General features: G+C 50.7%; 22 protein-coding genes. 15 read left to right on the forward strand and 7 right to left on the reverse strand.

What is annotated here, in order from left to right:
* The first annotated feature begins 12 nt into the window (after positions 1-12).
* Positions 13-1,290 carry a neutral/alkaline non-lysosomal ceramidase N-terminal domain-containing protein gene (locus tag ABD796_RS33820; RefSeq protein WP_344916872.1) on the forward strand — a complete coding sequence of 426 codons (1,278 nt, stop codon included), beginning with the start codon at positions 13-15 and terminating at the stop codon, positions 1,288-1,290.
* Positions 1,291-1,375: 85 nt separating this feature from the next.
* Here the strand turns inward: ABD796_RS33820 and ABD796_RS33825 are convergent, their stop codons facing one another.
* A complete protein-coding gene (locus ABD796_RS33825; protein ID WP_344916874.1) occupies positions 1,376-2,164 on the reverse strand; it encodes an IclR family transcriptional regulator in 789 nt (262 codons plus the stop codon).
* A gap of 258 nt (positions 2,165-2,422) precedes the next feature.
* Here ABD796_RS33825 and ABD796_RS33830 point away from each other — a divergent pair, with 258 nt between their 5' ends.
* The 6 genes from ABD796_RS33830 to ABD796_RS33855 all read left to right on the forward strand — a co-directional run bounded on the left by ABD796_RS33830 (position 2,423) and on the right by ABD796_RS33855 (position 8,641).
* Positions 2,423-3,811, forward strand: coding sequence for an MFS transporter (locus tag ABD796_RS33830; RefSeq protein WP_344916876.1), 1,389 nt, complete (start codon positions 2,423-2,425; stop codon positions 3,809-3,811).
* A gap of 173 nt (positions 3,812-3,984) precedes the next feature.
* Complete coding sequence (gene pxpB / locus ABD796_RS33835) at positions 3,985-4,755, forward strand: 5-oxoprolinase subunit PxpB (protein WP_344917540.1); 771 nt, start codon at positions 3,985-3,987, stop codon at positions 4,753-4,755.
* Positions 4,752-5,759, forward strand: coding sequence for a 5-oxoprolinase subunit C family protein (locus ABD796_RS33840; RefSeq protein ID WP_344916878.1), 1,008 nt, complete (start codon positions 4,752-4,754; stop codon positions 5,757-5,759). Before pxpB ends, ABD796_RS33840 begins: the two co-directional genes overlap by 4 nt.
* 14 nt (positions 5,760-5,773) lie before the next feature.
* Entirely contained in the window at positions 5,774-6,547 is a 774-nt protein-coding gene (locus ABD796_RS33845; RefSeq protein ID WP_344916880.1) for a LamB/YcsF family protein, read from the forward strand.
* Positions 6,548-6,580: 33 nt separating this feature from the next.
* Positions 6,581-8,299, forward strand: coding sequence for an FAD-binding protein (locus ABD796_RS33850; protein ID WP_344916882.1), 1,719 nt, complete (start codon positions 6,581-6,583; stop codon positions 8,297-8,299).
* A gap of 24 nt (positions 8,300-8,323) precedes the next feature.
* Complete coding sequence (locus tag ABD796_RS33855) at positions 8,324-8,641, forward strand: 2Fe-2S iron-sulfur cluster-binding protein (RefSeq protein WP_344916884.1); 318 nt, start codon at positions 8,324-8,326, stop codon at positions 8,639-8,641.
* Positions 8,642-8,704: 63 nt separating this feature from the next.
* Here the strand turns inward: ABD796_RS33855 and ABD796_RS33860 are convergent, their stop codons facing one another.
* A complete protein-coding gene (locus tag ABD796_RS33860) occupies positions 8,705-10,114 on the reverse strand; it encodes a right-handed parallel beta-helix repeat-containing protein (RefSeq protein WP_344916886.1) in 1,410 nt (469 codons plus the stop codon).
* 587 nt (positions 10,115-10,701) lie between these two features.
* On the opposite strand from ABD796_RS33860, the gene ABD796_RS33865 reads away from it, so the two are divergent.
* A complete protein-coding gene (locus tag ABD796_RS33865) occupies positions 10,702-11,844 on the forward strand; it encodes an acyltransferase domain-containing protein (RefSeq protein ID WP_344916888.1) in 1,143 nt (380 codons plus the stop codon).
* Between the two features lie 73 nt (positions 11,845-11,917).
* Here the strand turns inward: ABD796_RS33865 and ABD796_RS33870 are convergent, their stop codons facing one another.
* Positions 11,918-12,796 (reverse strand): helix-turn-helix domain-containing protein, encoded by an 879-nt coding sequence (locus ABD796_RS33870; protein ID WP_344916890.1) that lies wholly within the window; start codon positions 12,794-12,796, stop codon positions 11,918-11,920.
* A gap of 175 nt (positions 12,797-12,971) precedes the next feature.
* Between ABD796_RS33870 and ABD796_RS33875 the strand changes: the two genes are divergently transcribed.
* Positions 12,972-14,315 carry an ABC transporter substrate-binding protein gene (locus ABD796_RS33875; RefSeq protein WP_344916892.1) on the forward strand — a complete coding sequence of 448 codons (1,344 nt, stop codon included), beginning with the start codon at positions 12,972-12,974 and terminating at the stop codon, positions 14,313-14,315.
* A 116-nt stretch (positions 14,316-14,431) separates the two neighbouring features.
* On the opposite strand, the gene ABD796_RS33880 is transcribed toward ABD796_RS33875, so the two are convergent.
* Entirely contained in the window at positions 14,432-15,208 is a 777-nt protein-coding gene (locus tag ABD796_RS33880) for a helix-turn-helix domain-containing protein (protein ID WP_344916894.1), read from the reverse strand.
* Positions 15,209-15,514: 306 nt separating this feature from the next.
* On the opposite strand from ABD796_RS33880, the gene ABD796_RS33885 reads away from it, so the two are divergent.
* Positions 15,515-16,597: a Gfo/Idh/MocA family protein gene (locus ABD796_RS33885; protein WP_344916896.1), complete on the forward strand. Its 1,083-nt coding sequence runs from the start codon at positions 15,515-15,517 to the stop codon at positions 16,595-16,597.
* The gene (locus tag ABD796_RS33890) at positions 16,594-17,571 is read left to right on the forward strand and encodes a sugar phosphate isomerase/epimerase family protein (RefSeq protein ID WP_344916898.1); all 978 of its coding nucleotides are present in this window, start codon (positions 16,594-16,596) and stop codon (positions 17,569-17,571) included. Before ABD796_RS33885 ends, ABD796_RS33890 begins: the two co-directional genes overlap by 4 nt.
* Positions 17,572-17,660: 89 nt before the next feature.
* Here the strand turns inward: ABD796_RS33890 and ABD796_RS33895 are convergent, their stop codons facing one another.
* Complete coding sequence (locus ABD796_RS33895; protein ID WP_379116077.1) at positions 17,661-18,254, reverse strand: CAP domain-containing protein; 594 nt, start codon at positions 18,252-18,254, stop codon at positions 17,661-17,663.
* A 396-nt stretch (positions 18,255-18,650) separates the two neighbouring features.
* Between ABD796_RS33895 and ABD796_RS33900 the strand changes: the two genes are divergently transcribed.
* From ABD796_RS33900 to ABD796_RS33910, 3 genes are all read left to right on the forward strand, one after another.
* Entirely contained in the window at positions 18,651-19,475 is an 825-nt protein-coding gene (locus ABD796_RS33900; RefSeq protein ID WP_344916900.1) for a MerR family transcriptional regulator, read from the forward strand.
* Positions 19,476-19,538: 63 nt separating this feature from the next.
* A complete protein-coding gene (locus ABD796_RS33905; protein ID WP_344916902.1) occupies positions 19,539-20,561 on the forward strand; it encodes a serine hydrolase domain-containing protein in 1,023 nt (340 codons plus the stop codon).
* Positions 20,562-20,777: 216 nt separating this feature from the next.
* Positions 20,778-22,223, forward strand: a complete 1,446-nt coding sequence (locus ABD796_RS33910; RefSeq protein WP_344916904.1) for an MFS transporter — start codon at positions 20,778-20,780, stop codon at positions 22,221-22,223.
* On the opposite strand, the gene ABD796_RS33915 is transcribed toward ABD796_RS33910, so the two are convergent.
* Complete coding sequence (locus ABD796_RS33915) at positions 22,126-22,806, reverse strand: helix-turn-helix transcriptional regulator (protein WP_344916906.1); 681 nt, start codon at positions 22,804-22,806, stop codon at positions 22,126-22,128. The genes ABD796_RS33910 and ABD796_RS33915 overlap by 98 nt on opposite strands.
* 168 nt (positions 22,807-22,974) lie before the next feature.
* Entirely contained in the window at positions 22,975-23,244 is a 270-nt protein-coding gene (locus ABD796_RS33920; protein ID WP_344916908.1) for a hypothetical protein, read from the reverse strand.
* Positions 23,245-23,439: 195 nt separating this feature from the next.
* On the opposite strand from ABD796_RS33920, the gene ABD796_RS33925 reads away from it, so the two are divergent.
* Positions 23,440-24,354 (forward strand): alpha/beta fold hydrolase, encoded by a 915-nt coding sequence (locus tag ABD796_RS33925; RefSeq protein ID WP_344917544.1) that lies wholly within the window; start codon positions 23,440-23,442, stop codon positions 24,352-24,354.
* Positions 24,355-24,358 lie beyond the last annotated feature (4 nt).

Here is a 24,358-nt window from a genome sequence, read left to right on the forward strand (position 1 = left end):
CAGGGGAGACGTATGCGATTTGGGGTTGCCAAAGATCTGATCACGCCGGATCAGCCCGCTTACATGGGAGGGTATGCCTCCTTCTTCAATCAACAATTTCAAGGGATTCATGACGATTTGTATGTGCGCACGCTTCTCGTGGAGGATGGAGGGACGAAGCTGGTCTTCGTGTCGCTCGATCTGTTGTTCCATGACTTCGCCTTGACGGAAGAGCTGCAGCGGTGGGTCGAGACGGCCTACGGCATCCCCGGCCGCCATTTCTTTCTCGCCTACAGCCATACGCATGGCGGTCCCGCCTTGGTCGGCTATGACGATGCCAGTCAGCATTCGCCGGCGTATGAACGGTTCCTAATCGACCGTATTCAAAGCTGCGTGTCCCGGGCGATGGTCAATCTGTTCGAGGGTACGCTGGAGGCTGGAGGCGTCGACGGGGACTGGAATATGAACCGAAGGCGCCTGGTGGACGGGAAGATGCAGAACAAGCCGAATCCGGAAGGAGCGAAGGACGATCGCTTGCACGTGTTGCGGGTTCTGGATGCGAACGGGCGGACGAAGGTCGTCTTGTTCAATTACGCCTGTCATCCCGTCACGGTCCGGGACACCCCGTATTTGTCCGGGGACTACCCCGGCCGGGCTTGCCACCTGATCGAGGCCGAATATTACGGCGCGACAGGGATCTTTTTCCAGGGGGCAGGAGGGAACAGCCGGCCGAAGGCTACGGCGTACAAAGGCTCGTTCATCACGTGCACGTATGACGAAGTGAATGAGATGGCGGCTTCGATCGTACAGGCGATCAAGCGTCTCTTCGCCAATCCAAAGGCGATGGCGCCGGTTCAGCCGAAGCTGGCCGCATGTCAGTTCCGGATTCGCTTGGAATTGGAGCCGTATCCTAAGCGCCATTTTGCGGATATCGCCAATGACCCGGACTCTTGGCCCGGACTCGTCGGCATGGCGAATCGCGTGTTCGACGGGTACGAGTCTCAGCCGGATTTTATGCTGCTGCCGGCCGGGCTGATTCGCTTGAGCGCCGATCTTTATATCGCCTATATGGGCGGCGAGCCCTGCTATGAAGTGAAGCAGAAGCTGGAGCGGCTGTTCCCGGACGTCACGCTGCTGTTCTGGGGCTATGCCGATGCTGCCGCTTACATTCCCGACGATCGGATTCTAGCCGAGGGCGGATATGAGGCGGAAGGGTCTGTCGTGGAATATGGATTGAAGGGACCGTTTCGTCCCGGCATCGACGCGCGGATGGCGGAAGCGTTCACGACGGCGTTTCGGGCTTTGCAGTGAGCGCGCAATGCAGCCGCCTTTTTCAAGCTGACGAGCGAATGCTCGCCGCCTTATCATCCTATCACCTATCAAAACCACCAGAGAGTCACATCTCCGGTGGTTTTTGTGTGTAAAAGGGCCGGCTTGTGTAGCCTAGCTTAACCGAAATGTCATGCGCCGCATGTTGGACCTTTTGGATCAGGTCAGGCATTTGTTCGTCTCCAAACTGGACGTCGAGTCCGGCAATGCTGAGCGCCGCGATCGTTTGACCCGTATGATCCATAATAGGGGCGCCAAGTTCAGCCGTGTAGTTTTCAAGCTCGGATCGGCTGAAGCTGTAACCGGTCTTTTGCGACTGCACCAATGCTTCGCGCAATTGCTGCTTGTCAATGATGGTCCCGGAGCAGAGCGGCTTCAATTCCACCTCGTTCAAATAATTTTCCCTATCGGCATCGGGCATAAAGGCCAGTATAATCCGCGAGGAGGCGCCTGCGTATAGAGGCGCTTTTTTGCCAATCTTGGTGAAAAGCCGGACCGGGTGGTCGGTATCGAGTTTTTCTATGTACATGGTGGAATGGTCGTCTCGTACGGCGAGGTGAACCGCCCGGTTGACGTCGTCGCGCAAATGCTGCATGGCTTCGAGTGCGATATGCCGAATATTGAGGCGCTCCGCTACCAAATTCCCGAATTGCAAAAATAATAGACCGAGCGTGTAGTAGCCGTCGGCTTGCTTGGTCAAAAACCCCATTTCTTCAAGTGATCCGATCATGCGGTGAACGGAAGTTTTCGGTATATGGGATAGTTCGACCATGTCAGTAATGGTAAGTTTGGTATGCGTTAAAAAAAGCTGAAGAAGGTCCATCGAGCGTACGACCGTTTTATTTTTGTTTTGCACGGTTTGCCTCCAGTTTGTTCAAATCCTGCATGGACATCATCTGTAATCGAATGCCGTTGCCATCTACCAGTATACAACGAATGCCGAATGAATCCCAATAAACGGCATTTGGTTCGGATCCATCAAAAATATTTCTTGCATTTTGGGTAATACCCACTATAATGATCGTATATATAGGGATTGAATTTCGGATTTTAAATACCGAAATTCGGAATTATATGTTGCGGAGAGGAAAATCTATGAGGAGGCAATAGTAGAATGGGCACACAAGTTTTGGAGGTCAGGAGCCGGCGGGATATAATCGATTTTGTGAATAACAATCCGGTTAGCCGATCGGGATTTAAAATTATTTTGCTGGCGCTGGCCGGCGTGTTCGTCGACGCCTACGACTTTACGAGCATCGGGATCGGAACGGCGCAATTGCAAGAGCAGTTTCATCTATCTTCCGTGGAGCTCGGAAGCTTGACGGCCATTATGGCGGTAGGTTCTTTGTTGGGCGCTGTTTTTGGCGGCTACTACACGGATAAGTTCGGCCGGAACAAAATGTTTATGATCGATTTGTTTTTAATGGTGTTCGCCGCATTCGGCGCTGCTCTGTCGCCGAACTATACTTGCCTTGTCATTTTTCGTTTTCTGATGGGGATTGGCGTCGGGCTGGACATTCCGATCGCGTTAAGCTTTATCGCCGAGTACAGCAACAGGAAGAAAAAAGGCTCGAATGTTACGTTGTGGTGCCCGCTATGGTTTTGCGCTGCCTCGGCTACCGGTTTAATCGCGCTGCCGTTTTATTTGCTGGACCAGCACGAGTACATTTGGAGATGGTCTGTCGGTCTTGGCGGCGTGTTTGCCCTCATTGTTTTGTTCTTGCGTTATTTCTTTATGAGCGAGAGTCCTCTCTGGGCTGCAAACTACTTATCGTTGGACGAAAGTGCGAAGGTCATTCGCAAGACTTATCATATTGAAGTGATCGTCCACCCGGAGGCAAAAGGGCAGGCGCTTGCCGAGAAGAAGAAAAAGGTGCCGTATACGGCGATTTTCCGCGGCAAATACAAGATGCGCACCTTGCTCGCCTCGATCATTACGTTTACGCAAAGCATGGAGTACTTTGCCGTCGGATTTTACATTCCGACCATTTCAACCATTCTCTTCGGCAAAGGCGTCATCTACGCCATTACCGGCACGATCGTCTTTAATCTGTTCGGAGCGCTCGGGGGCTTCCTGGGCTCCTCGCTCAATACCCGCTGGGGTGTGAGGAAGCTGTCGATTATCGGCTACATCGTAGCTGTGCTTGGTCTGCTCTGCATGGGACTGCTCGGCAATACGTATATCGGCATCTCCGTTGTTCTGCTCGCCGCATTTATATTCGGCCATGCGTTCGGTCCGGGTTCGCAAGGAATGACGATGGCTACATTGTCTTATCCAACCGAATTGCGCGGAATAGGAGCAGGTTTCGGGCAAGGAGCGACGCGTGTCGGCAGCATTCTCGGCTTCTTCTTGTTCCCGGTCGTACTGGCGGCCGCAGGTTTGCACAATACCTTGTTATTGCTCGCCATTGTTCCGTTTCTCGGCTTGATCGCCACACTGCTCATCAAGTGGGAGCCGGTCGGTCACGATGTAGAGAACGAGGAAATTGAAGCGACGGCATAATCTTGTTCAGCAGCCCTTTGCATAATTCGCAAACTTGACTATAATGATCGCATACCTATTTATCCGTAATTCGGTGTTAACATACCGAATTACGGAATTTATTGTTTTTGTCCGAATCCCATGAGATCGGGATCGACCGGGCTCGTTTCTATCATTGCGAGGTGCTGAGCTGCATGATTGACGTTGAGGACTACTTGAAATGGAAGCTGCCGGAGGGGGTTCGGATTGTTCCGCTAGGCGATAGCGCCCTTGTCATCCAATGGGGCGATGCCATCACACCGGAGACGCATCAACGGATCAGACAATTAACGGCTTATTTGGAAGTCGAGCCATTCGTCGGGATGATCGAGTGCGTGCCCGCATTTACGACCGTCACGGTGTATTACGATGCATTAATCATGATCGAGGAGCATGGAGATCTGCTTGCGTCGGAGGACAGCGATTTCCCATTTGCTATTGCCGCGACGCTAATGCGAGGCATCCTGAACAGACTGGAGAAAGCAACGGTTCATCCTACAAGAGTGGTGGACATCCCCGTTTGTTACGGGGGAGAGCTGGGGCCCGATCTGGAGGCGGTAGCGGAGCATAACGAATTGGGCGTGGAAGAGGTTATCGCCATTCATACCTCTGCCGATTATCTCGTTTACATGCTCGGCTTTGCGCCGGGGTTTGCTTATTTGGGCGGCATGTCCGGCCGGATCGCCACGCCGCGCCGCCCATCGCCGCGGCTGTCGATACCGGCGGGTTCGGTCGGCATTGCCGGCAACCAGACCGGCGTCTATCCGATCAAAACGCCCGGCGGCTGGCAGTTGATCGGGAAAACGCCGATTCCGTTGTTTCTTCCCCGACAGACGCCGCCTACCTTGCTGCAAGCAGGAGATGTCGTCCGCTTCTACCGCATTTCCCGGAAGGAGTTCGACCAGTGGGAGGGGATGCAACGATGAGTTTGCTGCTGTCAAGACCTGGACTGCTGACGACCGTGCAAGATTTGGGGCGGTTTGGCGCGCAAAAATACGGTGTCATCGTTAGCGGCGCCGTCGACCGGCAGGCATTGCGTATTGCGAATCTGCTCGTTGGCAACGAAGAGGGGGAAGCGGGCCTGGAGATGACGATTATCGGGCCTGAGCTCGTATTCGAGCGCACCGTGCTGATCTCGATTTGCGGCGCCGATTTGTCTCCTACGCTGGACGGCAAGCCTGTCCCTTTATGGAAAACGATTCTGGCTCCGCAAGGAAGCTGCCTGAAGTTCGGCAAAATTCGGCAGGGCTGCCGCGCTTATTTGGCTGTCGGCGGCGGACTGGATGTCCCGGCGGAATTGAATAGCCGGTCGACTTATTTGCGCGCGCAGATTGGCGGGTTCCTCGGGAGGGCGCTGGTAGAAGGCGATCGAATCCCCATTGGAGCGCCTTCCTCTTCTGCCAAGCGGCTGCTCCTGCTCCTGAATAAACAAACGGATGAGGACGGATTTGCGGTAAGCCCGTGGTCGGTTACGTACGATCTGATCCCGCGGTATTGTCCCGACCCGACCGTGCAGGTCATCGCCGGGCAAGAATATGATCTGTTCGACGAGGAGAGCATTTACCGTTTTTTTCATGATCCCTTTACCGTCTTGCCGCAGTCTGACCGGATGGGGTACCGGTTCAAGGGCAGCTCTCTCGCGTTAAAAGAGAAGCAGGAAATGATCTCCTCCGCCGTGACCTTCGGGACCGTTCAAGTGCCTGCTGACGGCAATCCGATCGTATTGATGGCGGATCATCAGACGACGGGCGGCTATCCCAAACTAGCGCAGGTGATCTCGACCGATTTGCCGCTGCTGGCCCAAGTGAACTTGGGCGGCAAAGTTCGCTTCCAGCTCGTCTCGCTGCGGGCAGCACAGCGCAAATATGTCGCGCAGCAATTGGCGATGCGAACGCTCCGTCGCGGCTTGGAGCAGATGAATTCGATATAGAAAGGAAGAGGAGCATGCACGTTGTAGATTTGAACTGCGATATGGGAGAAAGCTTTGGAGCTTATAAGATGGGGAGCGACGCCGAGGTTTTGCAATATGTAACGTCCGCCAATATAGCTTGCGGCTTTCATGCGGGCGATCCTGCCACGATGCGCCGTACGGTCAAGCTCGCGCTTGAGCACGGGGTGGCGTTGGGCGCGCATCCGGGCTTGCAGGACTTGATCGGATTCGGCCGCCGGGACATGGATCTTTCTCCCGAGGAAGCTTACGATCTCGTCGTCTACCAGATTGGCGCTTTGCTTGGATTTGTAAAGGCGGAAGGAGCCCGATTGCAGCATGTCAAAGCGCACGGCTCGTTGTACAATATGGCCGCCCGCCATGCCGGACTGGCGGAAGCGATCGCGGAGGCGGTGTATCGCGTCGATCCGGAGCTCGTATTGTTCGGGCTGGCGGGGAGCGAGCTGATCCGGGCGGGGCAAAAGGCGGGACTGCAGACGGCGAGCGAAGTGTTCTCCGACCGGACGTATCAGGCAGACGGGTCGCTAACCTCCCGCAGACTGCCCGATGCGCTCATTACGGATGATCGGCAATCGGTGGATCAAGTGATCCGGATGGTCAAAGAAGGCAAGGTGCTTTCCCAGCAGCAAGTCGACGTTCCGATTCAAGCCGATACGATCTGTATTCATGGAGACGGGATTCATGCGGTTGCTTTTGCCGAGCGTATCCGGCGCTCCTTAACGGAAGCGGGCGTATTGGTGCAGGCGGTCGGTGCTGCAAAGAGCGAATAAAGCGAAGACAGACAGCGGGGAGGCAAAGAACGCATGGAAGCCTTACAAGTACAAACCGATGTGCTTATTATCGGCTCTGGCGCGGCAGGCATGATGGCGGCAAGAGCCGCTGCCGATGAGGGAGCCCGGGTGCTGCTTATCGACAAAAGCTTGATCGGACGCGGCGGCGCGACCATTTTAGCCCAGATGACTGTAGCGGTTGCCCTTGGCGAAGCCGATGACGACGATACGGATATCCATTATGAGGACACGATGAAAGGAAGCCGCGGTCTGGCCGATCCGGCGATCGTACGGGCCATTGTGGATCGGGGACCGGAGGTCGTTCTCGAAGCCGAGCGGTATGGCGTGAACTGGGCGCGGACAGCGGAAGGGAAACGGTCGCAGGCGTTTGCTCCGGGGCATTCGAAATCGCGCTGTGTCTATGTAGATATATTGAATACGGGCGGCGCGACTTCGGCCGGGTTGAAAAAAGCGATCTGGAAAGACGACAAGATCACGCGCTGCAAAAATGTGATGATCACGAAAATCGTCGTGGATCAGAGAAGGGCGGTTGGAGCGGCCGGATTCGACATGGAAACGTGCCAAGCGGTTTGCATTGCGGCTTCTGCGGTCATATTGGCTACAGGCGGTTTGACGGAAGTGTATGCGCGGAACAGCGCCTCCGCCAATATGACCGGAGACGGCTTCGTCCTGGCTGCTGAAGCGGGCGCGGAGCTGCGCGATATGGAGATGGTGCAGTTTTTCCCGATTGCTCACTTGTTTCCGCCGTTGGTGGGTATCGATCCGATTATGTGGGACCCGTTCCGCTACAAGCTGGGCGGGCGTCTCCTGAACGGCAACGAAGAAGAATTTATGGACCTGTACAACGGGGAAGTGTCTGGGAGCTATACGGCGACGCGCGACCAGACGACGCTTGCCATTTTCCGCGAGGTGGAAGAAGGGCGCGGCACTCCGCATGGCGGAGCTTATCTGGATTTCCGGATGGTGCCGGAACAGCAGTTAAAAGAGGCGTTCGGCCCGGTCATCGATATTTTGCGCAACCAGAATGTCGATCTGACCAAAGATATGGTCGAAGTGGCTCCGATGGCGCATTTTATGCTGGGCGGGGTCCGTGTCGATAAGGACATGCGCACTCGGGTGCCGGGACTGTTCGCTGCGGGTGAATTGATCTACGGGATGCACGGAGCCAACCGATTGTCCGGAAATGCCATTACGGAAGCGCTGGTCACCGGACGTATAGCCGGAGAAACGGCGGCACGCGAAAGGGCGACACATGCAGAAGCAGAAGCGGATGCACAAACGGCAGCGGTTCATCGTGCGCTGGAAGCGGAAATAGAGCGGCTGGAACAGTTCTGGCATCCGGAACCGGTCGAACGGGATACGATGTCCTTGCAAGCATTCAAGCGCAAGTTCCAGCAGGCGATGTGGAAAGGGGCCGGCCCGCTGCGGACGGAAGACGGCTTGCTGGAGGCGCTGGAGGCGATTCGCGCGCTTCGCGAGGAACTGAAGCTTATTTCTCTTACGAGACCGGACAAGTTTGCGCTGACGCTGGTCGAGAAACTGGAAGCCGCCCATATGCTTCAGGTCGGCGAAGCGATCGTGCTGGGCGCGCTGGAGCGAAAGGAATCGCGCGGAGCGCATGTCCGGCTGGATTGCGAAGATACTCGCGAACAGGCGATCAGCTATCGTTATACATGGAATGAGGAACGGCAATGGGACATTGAGTCGGTTTCGCTGCCGGTTCAACCCTAGATGAGCGCGGAGGAGGAAATGAACATGACATCATCGACTGTATCCCTGCAAGTCGTTCGCGGCGACCAGCAGAGCGGACCGGTGCTGGAGCGTTACGAGGTTCCTTACCGGGAAGGAATGAGTGTGCTGGACGCGATCTTCTGGATACGGGAGCATCGCGATCCCGCCCTGTCCGTCCGGTATTCGTGCCGTTCTGCCAACGCCTGCAAGGAATGCTCCGCCATTGTGAACGGCAAGGCCGGCTATATGTGCAGCATCCGCGCCGTGCCGGGAACTGAAATGAAGATCGAGCCGCTGAAAGCGCGGGCGTGGATCAAAGATCTCGTCACCTCGCTCGACTGACAATGGGAAGATTCCCGAAATGAAAAGGACCGTCAGGGAGTGTTCCCTGACGGCTTCTTTATATTACGGGACTTTGACAATCGAGTTGTTGCTCGTCCAAATGTTATAATTGGACGGCTGAATATTGATGCCGAGATTCCCTACAGTGCCCCTGTTGCCGGACACCAAAATGTCATGTTGAACCATCCCGCTTACATAGGTCGCCACTACGATCCCGTTGCCATTCGGATGGGGGGCCGTTATTTGATTGTCTGCAATAAGTCCGGAGTCGGCATTTTGCCATGTCCAGATGCTGTTGATAAAATGATTCACCTTATTCGAAGAAATGGTGAAATTGGAGACGTAGCCTATCCGTATACCCGAGGTGCCGTTTACATTACTGTACACATCGTTCGATACGGAATTGTTCGCGATCGTCGTATTATGAATAACGCCGCTAGCAGACAATTCGATACCGGCGTAATAAGAGCCGATGCCGGCGATGGTATTGTTCGTTACCGTCGTGTTGTTTCCGTACACGCTGATTCCCGAGTACATGTCGGAGGCTAACACGCCGTTATTGGCAATCAGGTAATAGTTGTTGTTCCGGTAGCTGTTGATGATCGTATTGCTATCGACCGTTATGCCGTTAGCTTGTAATTTGACAGCTCGCTTTGCGGTATTGTCGAACGTGTTGTTATATATGAGTCCGTGCACGTCGTAATTGTTCGTCGTTAGCCAATCGCCGATTTGATAGAAAATGCCGTCTGCATCGTCAGCCGGAGAAATGTGATGAATGTGATTATTGGTAATGGCCACATAACGACCTAACGCTTCGTTCGAGTTGTATGTAACCGTCACATATACGCCTCTTGAAATTGCCGATCCGTTCCCGTGCAGGGCACTAATATTTCGAATTGTGGAATGGTCAATCGTAATATATTCGGTATTGCCATAAATCATTACACCGACGACAATTTGCTTGTAATAGGGGCTATTCGAATCATTGGGCTGGGAAGCATTTTCCACGATCGAATGAAGGATGGACGTATGGCTGGAGCCGGGCTGAATGGCCAGCACACGATTGACCGCATTGTTCCCGTCGAATCGGATGCCGGTTATCGTCGTGTTGTTCCCGTAAATATCGGCCAATGTCCAACCGAATAAAGACGGATTCGCCTGGATCGTGGCCCCGTCCGAACCAACGACGTATGTATTTGCCCGGATTTTCAACCCTTTTGTTTGATCGACCAAGTACGTTCCGCCATGCAAGTGCACCTCTACAATGCCTTCATAGCCGGAAACGGCTTGGAACGCCGCGTTCAATGCGTCCGTATCGTCATGTATGCCATCCCCGATTGCACCGAAATCAGCGACGTACAATTGGGTTGTCGTCCCTGTTGAAGTCGCTCGCGCTTCGCGTACTCCGGAACATACGGAAAACAGCAGTGCAATCGTCAGCAGCAGCAGTGGAGTGCGTCCCCTTCTTGCCATGCGTAACACCCTCTCCCTATTTGTTTTGGACATGCGGTTGGTACCGCTTTCAAATCCCTCCTTTATATAGAAATATATCTCCAATCTATGAAAACTACCATATATGAATTTGCTCTCTATTTCACACCCTTGCAAAATTTGTTCTCCATCCAATGAAGTAGTCCTTGATTTGCCACTGCAAAATATGCAGAGATATGTCATTTTAGGCAAATGAATGTATGGATATTGTCATGAGTGGACGATATACTGAACAATGTTTATTTCAAACTGGCTGCTCAGCGTGTAAATGCTGCTTTTCTTGCTCTCCCCCCAATAGGCTAAGTAAACAGCGCTTGAAGGCTCACTGCTGTGTTAACTTAGTCTATTTGGCGTACAACATGTCTGAGCAGCAAGGCAGTCCTTTTCAGAATGAAAAGGGCCTCCCCAAGTTCAACTTATCTAGTTCCGGTAATGACAAGAATAACAAAATTTGAAGAGTCTGTTGAAAATGAACAAATGAATGTATGGATGTTGTCATGCAAGAGGCGATATACTAGAGCCGGGTCATCGTTTATGACTTATTTCCATTGTGCTAGGAGGGGAGAACATTGGTTAACAAGGCGGATTTCCTTCTGGAGCAATCCGCGATTGTTTCCTATTGCGAGACATTGCGGCTGCCCGTTGAGATTACGGAAGCGATTGGCGAGGCGTCGTCGTCGATTCGCCGCGATGCGAGGCTGCTAGAAGCGATCGCCAACTGTTGCCGGCTGCTATTCCAAGCAGACGGCGGCTGGAAGGGGCGGGAAGCTGCGATTCGGCAATATAACGAACTGCTGCGATCCAGCGAGGAAAAACTCGCCGCGATGCTGGCTCCTGTCATTATGATCTCCGGCCTGCCGTATACAACGGAGCTGTACAGGAGTCGCGGGATTCCCGATGCCGTGCTGCTCGAAACGCTTGGCGATCTGCAACTGCGGATGCAGCTTTATCGCGACAAGCATGGTAGATGGGGGACAGACAGCTTCGCTTGGCTGTGCCATCAGTTTACCGGCGGTATGTTCCGACTGGGGCGATTACAGTTCCATCTGGTGCAGTTCCCGTATCCGATGCACGTTTTCCGGAGAGCAGGGACGCGTGAAGTCGCCATTTTTCCGGAAAGCGGCATATCGTTCCGAGCAGACGGCTGTATCAACGGCACGAACGGAATCGATGCTCCGACCTGGACATCCCGGCTGGAAATAACGGGTCGGTACTTTGCCGGAAATCGGATCGACAGCGACGGATTTGGCCATCCGGACACGACTTTGTTGGCAGCGGAGGAATGGGAGCATGTGCTAAAGCCGAAGGATACGATTATTAAAATTCACATTCCCCAGGACGGCAAGATGTCGCGCGCAGCTTGCCGGCAATCGTATGCGAGAGCCGTTCCTTTTTTCGAAAAGCATTTCCCGGAAACGCCGTTTGCGGCTATGTACTGCGCCACCTGGCTGCTCAGCCCGCAGTGGCAGCAACTGCTGCCGGCCGAGTCCAATATCGCCCAATTCCGGCACGACTATCATCCGTTTCCGCTCGAAGGCGACGACGGTCAAATGTTCGAGCGTGTTTTCGGCGCGAAACCGGCCGACCTTGCCATTGCCCCGCGAGATACGTTACTGCGGCGCGTCGTTCTCGACCGTCTCTCCGCAGGCGGCGTCATTCATAGCGGAGCCGGTATTATATTGAAGGAAGAAGCGAACGGGTACTTCGAGTAGGAGGTAGGCATCGCTAAGATTGCCTCCATTACACTAGACCGCCGTTCCTCTTGTTTATGAAAAACATAAACAGTCATGTTCGAATCCGTTGCATCTTGCGGTACTGCATCGGAGACAAATGAACGCTCTGTTTGAATACGCGTCCAAAATTGGCGACGCTTTCAAAGCCGACCAGCTCGGCGATCTGTACGATAGGCAAGTCGGAATCATGCAACAGCGACTGCGCTTCCTTGATCCGGATGTAATTCAAGTATTCGATGAATGAAAATCCGGATATTTCTTTGAATACGCGGCTCAAGTAATAGGTACTCATATAAAACTGTTTCGATAGCTCCGACAGCGTTAGCGGATTTTTATAATTTTGGCGAATAAAAGTCGAAATTTCCGCGACTTTTCGCTGTAAAGGCGTTTCGAAGTCAAACACGCTCTCCGTCTCCTGCTCCGCACAGCGGGAGACGAGAACAAGCAGCTCCAACACCAAAGCCTTTACGTACAATTGAAATCCGGGGCGCTTGTTGCCCATTTCCCGGATGATTTTGTAAAACAAGGCTTCCGCTTCGCTGCGATCATCCTTGGGCAGCCGCAGCACCGGTACGGTTCTTTGAAATGGTTGCAGTACATAGTTCTTGAGCTGTTCATCCTCCCCGGTTTCATGGTCCAGAAACGAGTCCTTGAAATAAAGCAGCATCCGCTCATGAAACGGACCGGCGTCCAAAGTGCGATGCAGATCGTATTTGGGGATAAACACCAAATCTCCCTTTTCAATTCGATAGACGCGATCCCGGATGAAATATTGGCGTTGTCCGGACAACAAATAGTACAGCTCGTAGTTATCGTGAAAATGGCTGGTGGAGCCGTCGACGGTCCCGTGCCGCATCGCGTAATGGACCAGAAATGCCTCTTCCGTGTAGCCGCACGTTCCGTTAGAACCGTTTTTTTTCTCGTTGGCCATGAGCTTCCCTCCTATACGGCTAGTATATCGCGTATGCGCGTAAAGTTGGAGCAAAATATGCAGAGGTATGGCATATAAGGCAAATGAATGTATGGAAATTGTCATGATCGGGCGATATACTGAACCCTGTTATGGACCGATCAACAACTATTATCCACAGAGGGGGAAGGCAAGTTTGAAAAATAAAAAGATCGCAATGCGTTTGGCCGGCTTGACAACGTTCGTCATGCTTGCGGCCTGCAGTCAGAACGGGGGCGGCGGAGCGGGAAAAGCGCCCGACGAGAGCGGGAAGGAAGCCGCACCGGCAGCGCCGGCGGCATCGACCCAACCGGCGGAGGTCGTCTTTTATTCGGACAACGGAGACTCGGCGGCAAGCTTCGATGCCCGATTCGGGGAATCGCTGCGCAAGAAGTTTCCGAACTATACGATCCGCTACATTCAGCGAACCGGTACCGGTACATACTTGCCCGATCTGATCGCCAGTAAAACGAGATTCGACATTTTCTTTACAACCATTGGCAACTTTGAAGCAAGAGTGTTTCCAAACGGCATCGAGTACGACATGACGGAACTGATTAAGAAACATCAAGTGGATCTCAACCGTCTGGATCAATCTGTGGTCAACGCGGTTAAGCAGGCATCCGGCGGTAAACTATACGGTCTGCCTATCTTTACGTCCAATCTCGTTCTCTACTATAACAAAGATTTGTTCGACAAGTACGGGGTTCCTTATCCGAAGGATGGCATGATCTGGGAGGACATGATGGCTGCGGCGCAGAAGCTGACTCGCGTCGAAGGCGATAAACAGGATTATGGGTTTAGTCATTCTCCATCCCATTCGTTCCGGTTAAATCCGTTGTCGATCCCGAATAGCGATCTGCAAACTGATAAGCCGACCATCAACCAGGATGAGCGTTGGAAAACGTATTTCGATATGTTCTATATGCAGCCGAAACAATTACCGGGATATTTGGAAGCGGTTAAAGCACTGGGGAAATTGCCCAGTTCGTTTGTGGGGGAGAAAAATTTGGCGATGTATGCTTACTTGTCCAGCGAAATCAACGTTTGGGGCGACCAGCTGCAAGGGGTGAATTGGGATATCGTTTCCTTGCCTACGACGAAGGAGCGACAAGGTATTGGATCGCAATCGTATCCCGCTTATTTTGGGATCACCAAGATGGCAGAAAATAAAGATGCGGTTATGGAAGTTTTGAAGTATATGCTCTCTGACGAATTTCAGACGGAGATTGCCCGTAAAGGAGTCATTCCCGTGCTGGATAATGCACAGATTAAGAAAGAACTTGGTCAAGGTTCGCAGTATAAAGACAAAAACTGGAGTGCGGTCTTTTATAACAAGTTTGCGCCGATCCCGCCAAAAACGTTGTATGATGCAAATCTAGTCGATATTTACACCTCCTACGGCAATCAAATCGCGCTAGATAAGGTGGATTTAAACACCGCGCTGCGTATGGCGGAAGAGGAGGCGACGAAGAAGATTCAAACGATCCAAGGCAAGTAAGGAAAACGGAGAGCGCTACAAAGGCATGCACGGTTTTGACAACATTTCGGATTTACGCCAACCTAAAGGACCGTCAGAGGATATTCTCTGACGGTTTTTCTTAAAGTCGGCAGTCCCTAACGGTTCAACATCATTTTTCTATAATGCCCCGGACTATTGCCGTACATCGATTTGAAAAAGCGGATAAAGGGAAACGTGCTTTCGTAGCCGACCAAGTTCGCAATTTCCCCTATCGTCAAATCGGAAGCGGCCAATAAATGCTGAGCTTTCTTGAATCGCTGCGCTTGGATGTACTGCATCGGGGATAAATCGAACGCCTCTTGAAATTGTTTGTAGAAATACGAGGTTGAAACGAACAGAAGCCCGGCCAATTGGGAAACTTTGATTTTCTCGGCAAGATGTTCTTCGATATATTTCAAAACCGGTTGAAACGTTTCGAACTTATTCATTTTTTCTAAACTCCCCGCTTTATAACGGGATACGGACAGAACGGTATCCAGCACGGCAAATAGGCGCTGCTTGACCTTCACCGCATTGAACAAAGCCATCGGATTACCGGTATGTTTCGCGTGCAGGAGATCGAAAATTTCGGCTTGCAGCTGCCCAATCTCGTTGCCGACGGCAACCGAAGTCGTATAGGGGACTTCCAATAGGTCCAGGAGAGGGAAGTGTTCGAATAACATAAAATTCACGTTCAACCAATGCGTAACGGCCGTATGCTCCACCAAATGAATGGTATATTTGACGTTGGCCGGAATGATAAGAGCTTGCCCCGGCTCCACTCGATAGGTAGCATCGTCAATGCCAACAAGAATAGGCCCGTCGGTAATCTGGGTTACGAGTGCGGTTGGCTGCATATGAGTGGACGCAAAATAGTGCTCATGCGTTTCCATGCTTAGGGTTGTTGTTCCGCATAGGAAATCGTTTAACTGAAGCGAGCTTAATACATGTAATAAAAATGGCGAGTCTCGCATTGGGAAGGCCCCTTTGCCCGGAAATTTGCAATGATGGGGATCAAGTTCATTATAGGGTATTGCGGCATGCAGTCAATTAAACAAATCGAACGATACAAGAAGTGTGCATATTCGTAGACAATAGGTGATTTTTTGCAGGATGGCCCTGTGGGATAATGACGTTGCATTTCTCTCTTGGACGCAAAGCGCGACAAGCCAAACGACAAAGAAGATGGGAGCTTGGATATGACAAACAAGCTGAAAATCGGCATTTTAGGCGGAGGCGGCATTTTAAATGCTCACGCTCCGGGTTTTCTCCGTTTGAAAGACAAGTGCGAAACGGTTATCGCAGAACCGAATCCGGCGAAGCATGCGCATATTCGCAAACTGCTCGGCGACGAGGTGACCATCTATGGGGACTATACGGAAGTGCTGGCGCTTCCTGACGTTCATGCCGTAGACATCTTGCTGCCGCATTACCTGCACGAACAAGTAACGGTTGCCGCGGCGAAAGTCGGCAAACATGTGCTGGTGGAGAAAGTGATGGCGCGGAACGTAGAAGAGTGCGACCGGATGATCGAGGCTTGCCAAGCTGCGGGAGTCACGTTAACGGTATGCCACGACAGACGATACGACAGCGATTGGCAAGCGTTGAAACAGATTGTCGATTCGGGCGATCTCGGCGAAATCTTGTTCTGGAAGCTGGAGCATAACCAAAATGTTGTCGCTCCGCCGGATTCGTGGATTCGCTCCAAGGAAATGCTTGGCGGCGGCGCCATCATGAGCTGCTTAACCCACCAAATCGACGCTCTTCGTTGGTATGGCGGCGAGGTTCAGTCGGTAACGTCGATGTCGAAGGTCGAACCGAACCGAATGGAAGGCGAGAGCATCGGGGCGGTTATTGCGAGGATGGAGTCTGGAGCGTTGGCGCTGCTCTCGATCAATTGGTATACGCAATCCCATAGCGCCCCGGACGGTTTGTGGTACGAGTTCAACCATGTCACCGGCACGAAAGGCGAAGCTTACTTTATGAGCGGCAAAGGAACGTTCGTCAAGCTTCATGGCGGCAAGGCCGATTACTTCGAATACGACATGAGAGCCAAAGAAGGATTCCAAAAGGTTGAGACGACTAAACCGATGTCCGGTCATCAGAGCTGTATCGACGAATGGGTAAAGCAATTGCTCGGTGAGCACGCCGATGTTGTGACAGATGGAACAGACAGCCGCAAGACGGTCGAAGTCGCGGAGGCGGCTTACCGGTCGGAACAGCAAGGCAAAGTGATAAGCTTGCCGATATTTTCTCGGCAGTTAGAGGTGGAAAAGAGATGAAAGTAGGAATCGATAGTTTTACGATCAGGGAGCTGCGCCTGGATGCTTACCGTATAATCGATTTTGTCAAAAGCCGGGGGTTTGACGGCGTCCAATTGGGCTATGGCGATTTTGAGCGTCCGAACGATAAAGCGCTTTATAAAGATGTACGTCAATACGCAGATGAGCACGGCATCATCACTTCCATGTCCGTCAGTCCCTGCAACCCGCTCATCGTCAAGCAAGCGGAGACCGATTACATCCGGGAAGTGGCGCAGCAAATCGAGGCGTGCGCTTCAGCCGGTTGGCACGAGCTTAGAGCGGTGATTAGCGACTATAATGAGCGATATGTTCATCCGACGCCTTGGAACGTTCATCTGGAAAAGTCCGCAGCCTTCCTCTCGGCCTTGCGACCCACGCTCGAACGATGCGGCAGCCGCATTAACATTGAAAACCATGGGGAGACGACATTCGAAGTGCTAAGAGTCGTCGAGCAGGCGGGTACAGATATTTGCGGCGTCTGCTTCGATACGGCGAATACGCTCGTCAATGCCGAAGATCCGCTGCTTGCCGCACAAAGGGTTGCGCCCTATACGCACATGACGCATCTGAAGGACGCCATTATCAGCTTTACGGACCGGGGCGTAAGGAGGCAGGGGAAAGCGCCCGGACAAGGCATTATTGATTACAGAGCGGTCGTTGCCGAACTGGGTAAATATTCGCCGGATTTGATGCTCTGCATCGAGGATCATAAATGGCTGTTTGAATTCGATCTATTCGAGCGGGAGTGGATCGACCGAAATCCCGATCTTACGCCATATGAGATGGGGCAGTACATGAAGCTTGCGGTGATGACAGAGCGGAAGATTGCCGACGGCAGCATGCCCGACATCGACGAATATGAAGCGATTCCTTATATGGAGCAGATGGAAGAACGGTTAGCGTTTGGAGCGGCTTATATGAGGGGTATTTTGAAGGAATTGCGGCGCGACTGATCGCCCGTTCCAGGGAGCGACGATCACATAAAGAAGAACGATAAAAGAGGAGCTTGCCACTGGCGGCTCCTCTTGATGTTCGCATGAAATCAGCCGGTAAATTCTTGAACCCACTCGCTGTTATAATAAGCTATTCCAATTTGCGTGAAGCTAGTGTTCAGGATGTTGGCGCGGTGCCCGGGACTGTTCATCCACTGGTTCATCACTTCCGTCGGGCTTGTCTGGCCTTTGGCGATGTTTTCTCCTGCAGAGTTATAGGTAACCCCGAATTTATTCATCATATCAAACGGAGATCCGTATGTCGGGGACTGGTGATCAAAATAATTGTTATTGTACATATCCTGCGCTTTGGCCATGGCTACTTTCGTGAGTTTACTATCCATACTAAGGGGCTGCAGGCCGGCCTTCGTTCTTTCTTGATTCACCAGTTCCAGTACTTGCTGTGCAAATTGGGACGAATCTGCCGAAGGCTGCGGGTTTTCGGACGGATTCACCGACGGATTTCCGGGATTTGCAGATGGATATCCGGGCGGATTCATGGACGGATTTCCGGGATTTGCAGATGGATTTCCGGGATTCATGGACGGATTTCCGGGATTTACAGATGGATATCCGGGCGGATTCATGGACGGGTTCGCGGATGGATTCGCTGGCGTTTTTACCGGTTCGGCAATGCGATTCAATTCATCCAACCAATTCGAAATGTCATTGGGTACTTGATTAATCCTTGAAGTTCCTGCACCCGTTGTAGATATGGACGACGATTGTGTTAAGCTTGACGGAGCAGCATAATGCGATGGAGTTTCGGACTTCGTCGGATTTGGGGCAGATTGCTTGCTTGTTATGTTTTTACTCGAACAGCCTGCAGCGGCTAATAGCGCTGCGAATACGATAACCTTTTTAATAAAAATCCCTCCTAGGAATCATCAGATCAGCGACGGTTTCGAACATAATTTTTGCAAAGCGACTTGGATTTATGCATGTCGGTGCCTTTTCATTTGCAGTTGACTTTGCCCTTAGGGGAAGGCGCATAGTTGAATGGAAAGGTTCGATTTTGCAGGAAGAATGGAGGTGAGCGCTTGCTAACGATCGGAGAATTCTCCAAAATATGCGAAGTATCTACTAAAACGCTCCGGTATTACGATGAAATCGGATTAATCAATCCGGATGAGATTAATCCTGAGAATGGTTATAGGTATTATTCCATCAAGCAGCTAAAGAAGATGCTCTTGATTAACCGCCTGAAGTCGTACCATTTTTCTTTGGAAGAGATCAAAGCGATACTGGACCTGGAAGAGGATCAATTCGAAGAGAAGTTTGGTGCTGCGCTTTTTCGCAAGCGAAGGGAAATACAGGAGAACATAAACGCACTTGAATACACTCTAAAACAAATCAATCGCGACATATTAAATGTTGGCAAAGGCATACCGGTCATGTCGTACCTTGACCAAATAGACGTGCAGCTTGTTGAAACCCGGCCAAAGAATATTCTGTATAGGCGCCAGATGATGAGCCGTGAAGACTATGCGGCAGGATATGGATCCTTTTTCAGCAGGCTTTATGAGAAGATTGCGACTGAAAAACTCACCTTGCTTGGTACGCCAATGACGATTTATCACAGCCCCGAATACAATCCTTCCGGCAATGATACGGAATTTGCCGTTCCGATCGAAGAGGTGGTAAAGGGAACGAGAGATTTGCCTGGGGGGCTTTGTGCGAAGTCTGTCTTGAAGGGGCCCTATTCCGAATTGACTTCGGTATATGCCAAGCTGCGGGAATGGGTGGAACAACAAGGATATGAAGTAGTGAAATCGCCATACGAAGTATATATAACCGATGCCAATCATGCCGCCGTTCCCGAGGATATCGTTACCGAGGTGTATTTTCCTGTAAAGAAGAGATAGCGGAAGTCTTGACTTTTCCTTAACGCTCGGAACAAAAAATTCGTCTTTTGGAGAGGTAATAGGATGAAAAGAAACGACTGGCCCACTACAGAATGGCAAGCCGCAGACCCGGCGACCTTGAGAATGGACACGGAGAAGCTCTCCGAGCTTGTGCCTGCGATACAAGCCGAATACAGCAATATAAGCAGTATTGTGATTGCGAGAAATGGATATATAGCCTATGAAACCTATTTGAAGGGCTACAGCCCGGACGATACGCACCATGTGGCGTCAGTCACGAAAAGCATACTATCTGCCCTCATCGGCATCGCCATCGATGCAGGATTTATTCAACATGTCGACCAGAAGGTGCTGGATTTTTTCCCCGACTATGTTCCCGATGCCGCTGACAGGCAGAAACAAGAGATTACCCTTCGCCATCTGCTTACGATGACGGCCCCTTATCCGTTTCCGGACTGGCAGGAACCGCTGGACCAAATGTGTATGCAACCCGACTGGGTGAAGTATACCCTGGATATGCTAGGCCAGAATGGAACTATCGGAGCATTTAAGTATTCCACAGCGGGAGCGCACTTGCTTTCGGCGATCATTACCCGTACAACGGGACAAAGCGCCCGTGCGTTTGCCAACGAACGCTTATTTCGACCCATTGGCATGAAAGAGATCCCGGATTATGAAATGAAAACATTCGGATTTGAAGAGTTGTTCGGAAAACATGTAAAAGGGTGGGTCGAAGATCCAAGCCGCAACTCCACGGGAGGCTGGGGGCTTACGCTAACTCCAAGAGATATGGCGCGATTTGGGTTACTCTATCTGAACGGTGGCACTTGGGACGACCAGCCGATCGTTTCGAAGACATGGGTTGACGAATCGACAGCGATGAATCCTAATCATTACGGCTATCTTTGGTGGCTGCGCGAAGAGGATGGCGTTTTCGCATACTCGGCAATGGGCGATGGCGGCAATGTGATTTGCTGCATTCCAGGTAAAGATTTGGTTGTTGCCATCGCATCGGAATTCATCATGAATCCTCGCGATCGGTGGACATTGATTAAGGAACGTATTCTACCTGCAGTAAGGGACTGAACTTGAAAGGGAGAAAGCATCGGGAGGTCGCAAAGTCTTCAAGGACTTTGTGAGCCTCCTTTTTTGATCCCTTAATAAGGAGAGAGTCTCCCGGAATAGGTAGAGATTAAACGCAACTTCGTTGATAATTAATATCGTTGATAACCATTATCAATGGAATTTTGGAAATTCATGAAGCGGATTTGCGCAAATTTGAAGTTGGAGGAGGTAATCCGTATGCTCGATCATCAGCCAACAGCAGATAAATGGCAGCAAGTTGATCCGCGCCGATGGTATGTACTGGCAGTCATTCTTCTCCCCATCCTGCTTAATTCTTTGAATACTTACATGATCCAGGTTGCTCTTCCTTTCATACAGACTAGTCTGAACGCCAGTTTTTCCGATGCCCAGCTTATGGTAACCTGCTTTTCTCTCAGTTTAGCCGTAGCGCTTATTGTCAGCGGAAAGCTTGGCGACATATACGGCAGAAAACGGCTGCTGTTAATCGGAGTGAGCGGGTTCACGCTTATGGCCGTGCTGGGAGGTTTGACTACGAGTCCGACTCTCCTGATTGTCATTCGGATTATGCAAGGGCTTGCCGCAGCGCTCATACAGCCCCAGGTATTATCCATGATGCAGCTCCATTTTCTACCGCGTGAAAAAGGACTTGTTTTCAGTATTTACGGAGCATTGCTCGGATTCGGATTCGCATTCGGTCTCATTCTGGGAGGAATTCTTGTCGATTGGAACGTGTTTGATTGGGGTTGGCGAACCGTATTTTTTTTCAATGTTCCCTTTGGGATCTTTGTTCTTCTATGTGTGCCGCTGCTTCCGGAATCGCGCGGCAATCGGACACAGAGGATCGATTGGGGCGGTGCCTTCTTCATCATGAGCGGGCTGTTTCTGCTCGTTTATCCATTGTCTGAGGGGCAAAAACAGGGATGGCCGCAATGGATTTGGGGGTGTCTGTTCCTATCGCTTCTGCTGCTGGTTGCTTTTATTGCATTCGAAATTCGAAAGCAAAAACGTGATGGGGCACCGCTAGTCGATTTGACCATTTTCAAACAGCGTTTATTAGGTGTGGGGATGGCTTCCGTTTTTTTGATCTATCTCAGCATGTTCTCTTTCTTTTTTCTCTTGACTTATTATTTGCAGTTCGGCTTGCATTTCGATGCTCAAGCGACAAGTCTCGCTTTTCTGCCTCTGGGCAGCGGTTTCTTCCTAACTTCTTTGGTCTCGTCTCGAATCGTCGGCAGATGGGGGATGGTTGTGCCGAAAATTGGTTCTTTGGTAACGGCGACCTGCAGTCTCTTATTCATTTTGTTGTTGCATATAGATGCGACGCATTTGCTGCGTCTGCCATACTTGGCTCTTCTGCTGGTCTATGGGTTGGGGCTCGGATTGGTCACAACGCCGCTCACCCGTGTCGTGATGGGGACAATCCCGGTGAAGGATGCAGGTTCAGGTTCGGGCTTGTTTAATACCGTCATGTATGTGGCCAATTCGTTAGGAGTAGCGTTGATCAGTATTTTGTTTTCCGCTGCACTGCGGAAATCTTTGGCAAGTGCTGTCCTATCCGACTATGTCAGGGCATTTTCCGCTTCTTTGGCCGCATGTGCTGGACTGTCTCTGATTGCCTTTGTTTGCCTTTGTTTCTTGTCTGTCCGTCAAGAAAAAGTTTAGAGTTTTTAGCTAAAGAATACCTTCTTTTGTCTGTTCTGCTCCAAATTAAGCTGGCTAATACGTTTGACATAATCGCTTGGATTGCAGCCATAATGCTTACGAAAATTCGTCGTGAAATTGCTGACGTTGCTATAGCCGACCGAAAGGCGGTTTCACCGACGTTCAAACGCTCTACTTCCATATACCAAAGAGCTTTCTCCATTCTTATTTGACGCACAAGCTCGAAGATAGTCATGTCAAACAATTCGCGGAATCCTTTTTTTAGCTTGAATTCATTCAAGCCGACCCGCTTGGACAACTCGCGAATAGACAATGGTTGTTCGAAATGCTTTTGAACTAACTCACGAGCTTGCTGCAGCTTGGAAATATCGCTATGGCGAAGCATCACGCTTCCGCCAACAGAGCCGTATCCGTCCGACTCGCCAAACAACGCTATAAATTCGAGTGCCTTACTTTCCATATATAACCGTTTCATGGTTCCCAGATGCGTACAATGGATCATTTCGGAGATACATCTTTGGATGGCCGGGGTATTCGGGAATGGATCAATATTTCCATGGTGATGTTTAAGCCAGGTTTCCATTTTCCGTGTTTCTGTTACATCCTCGGCATAACGCAGCAGTTCATTAGGTGTAAACCTTATTTCAAGAAGCTGGTTTCGGATGCCCGCCTTTTTCTCCTCGCAGACCCGAACATCCTCAAGATAGAGGACATTGCCTGTTTGTGAAACGGTATGGCTTTTTTTACCATTTCACTCGCAATGAATTTCGCCACTGACACAATAACTCAATTCGAATAACTGGCACGATTCCTGGATCTGGAGTTTCATATCTTGTTCGAAAGTGATACCCGTCATCATAATTTCCATGCCGGAACGAATACGTGTTCGTGTTACATTTCCCTTGCCTATATGAGAAGGAATGGTAAGCCGCTGCTCCCAGTTTCTTTGTTGAATGTGCCCGTCTACCAATCTCGTAAATTGATCGAACAAATCATGAATTTTGGCAACGTGTAAAGTCATCGTCCATATCTCCTTTGAACTCATACCTAATGACAGTGTACTTGATCGCAAGCCTTATTAGTAAATTAAATAATTGGATTCCTGCTTAATGTTGTAAACTGAAAGGAGCGCTTTTGCCAATATGTGTTGATAAGGGCTGGTCTGAAAAATATGAAAAGAGCAATCCGAAGAAGAAGAGTAAAACTATTGATTACGATGTTGATTGTTTTGATACTACTGGTTGTCGGCGGTATTTGGCAAAACATCATGCTGAAGAGAGAAGCGAACCTATTTTTGCAGCGAGGAGACATTTATCGCGTAAACTCCCATGACATACATATGTATGGTGTTGGTGAAGGTAAACCGACCATTGTTTTTGTAGCAGGCTCGGGAACGCCAAGTGCTTTCACCGATTTTTATTTTTTGCAAAGCGAACTGCAGCAATATGCAAGGAGCGTAAGCTACGACCATGCGGGGTATGGCTGGAGTGAACGGACAAATATCCCAAGAACCATCGACACCGTGGTGGAAGAACTGCACGAGCTGCTTCAGACAGCGAAGGAAGCATCGCCTTACCTGTTAGTCGGACATTCTCTAGCTGCATTGGAAGTCATTCATTATGCTCAAAAATATCCAAATGAAGTCAAAGGAATTTTGTTGCTGGATGGCGGTAGTCCGGAATTTTATGCTAAAAAAAATTTGGAAATCAGTTCATATCTAATCAATAGAGTTACGGCAGGATTGAGAGTGACCGGGGTGGCTAGAGCATTGGGGAATATCGGGTTGTTGCTTCCTTTTGCAGGTGAAAACATACGGTATAAGGGGCTTCCGAATAAAATAAAAGAGATAGACATCGCTATGTATTACAATCACCTTGGAGATAATAGTAATGTCAATTCGATAAGAACTATGAACGAAAATGCTCAATTAGTCATTGATGGAGGTTATTTAAAGGATATTCCTTTGCACATTGTATCATCGGACAGTGGCGGTAATTGGGAAAAGGTGCAACAACAGCTATTGCATTGGTCCAACGAGAGTCATCAGGAAACCATAGCCAATTCTAAACACTATATCCATTGGTCTAACAAAGAAGCGGTGCTTACCAAAATTTTAAATATGCTGAACTAGCTTG

Source organism: Paenibacillus hodogayensis (assembly GCF_039536325.1).
GTDB classification, from domain to species: domain Bacteria; phylum Bacillota; class Bacilli; order Paenibacillales; family NBRC-103111; genus Paenibacillus_AB; species Paenibacillus_AB hodogayensis.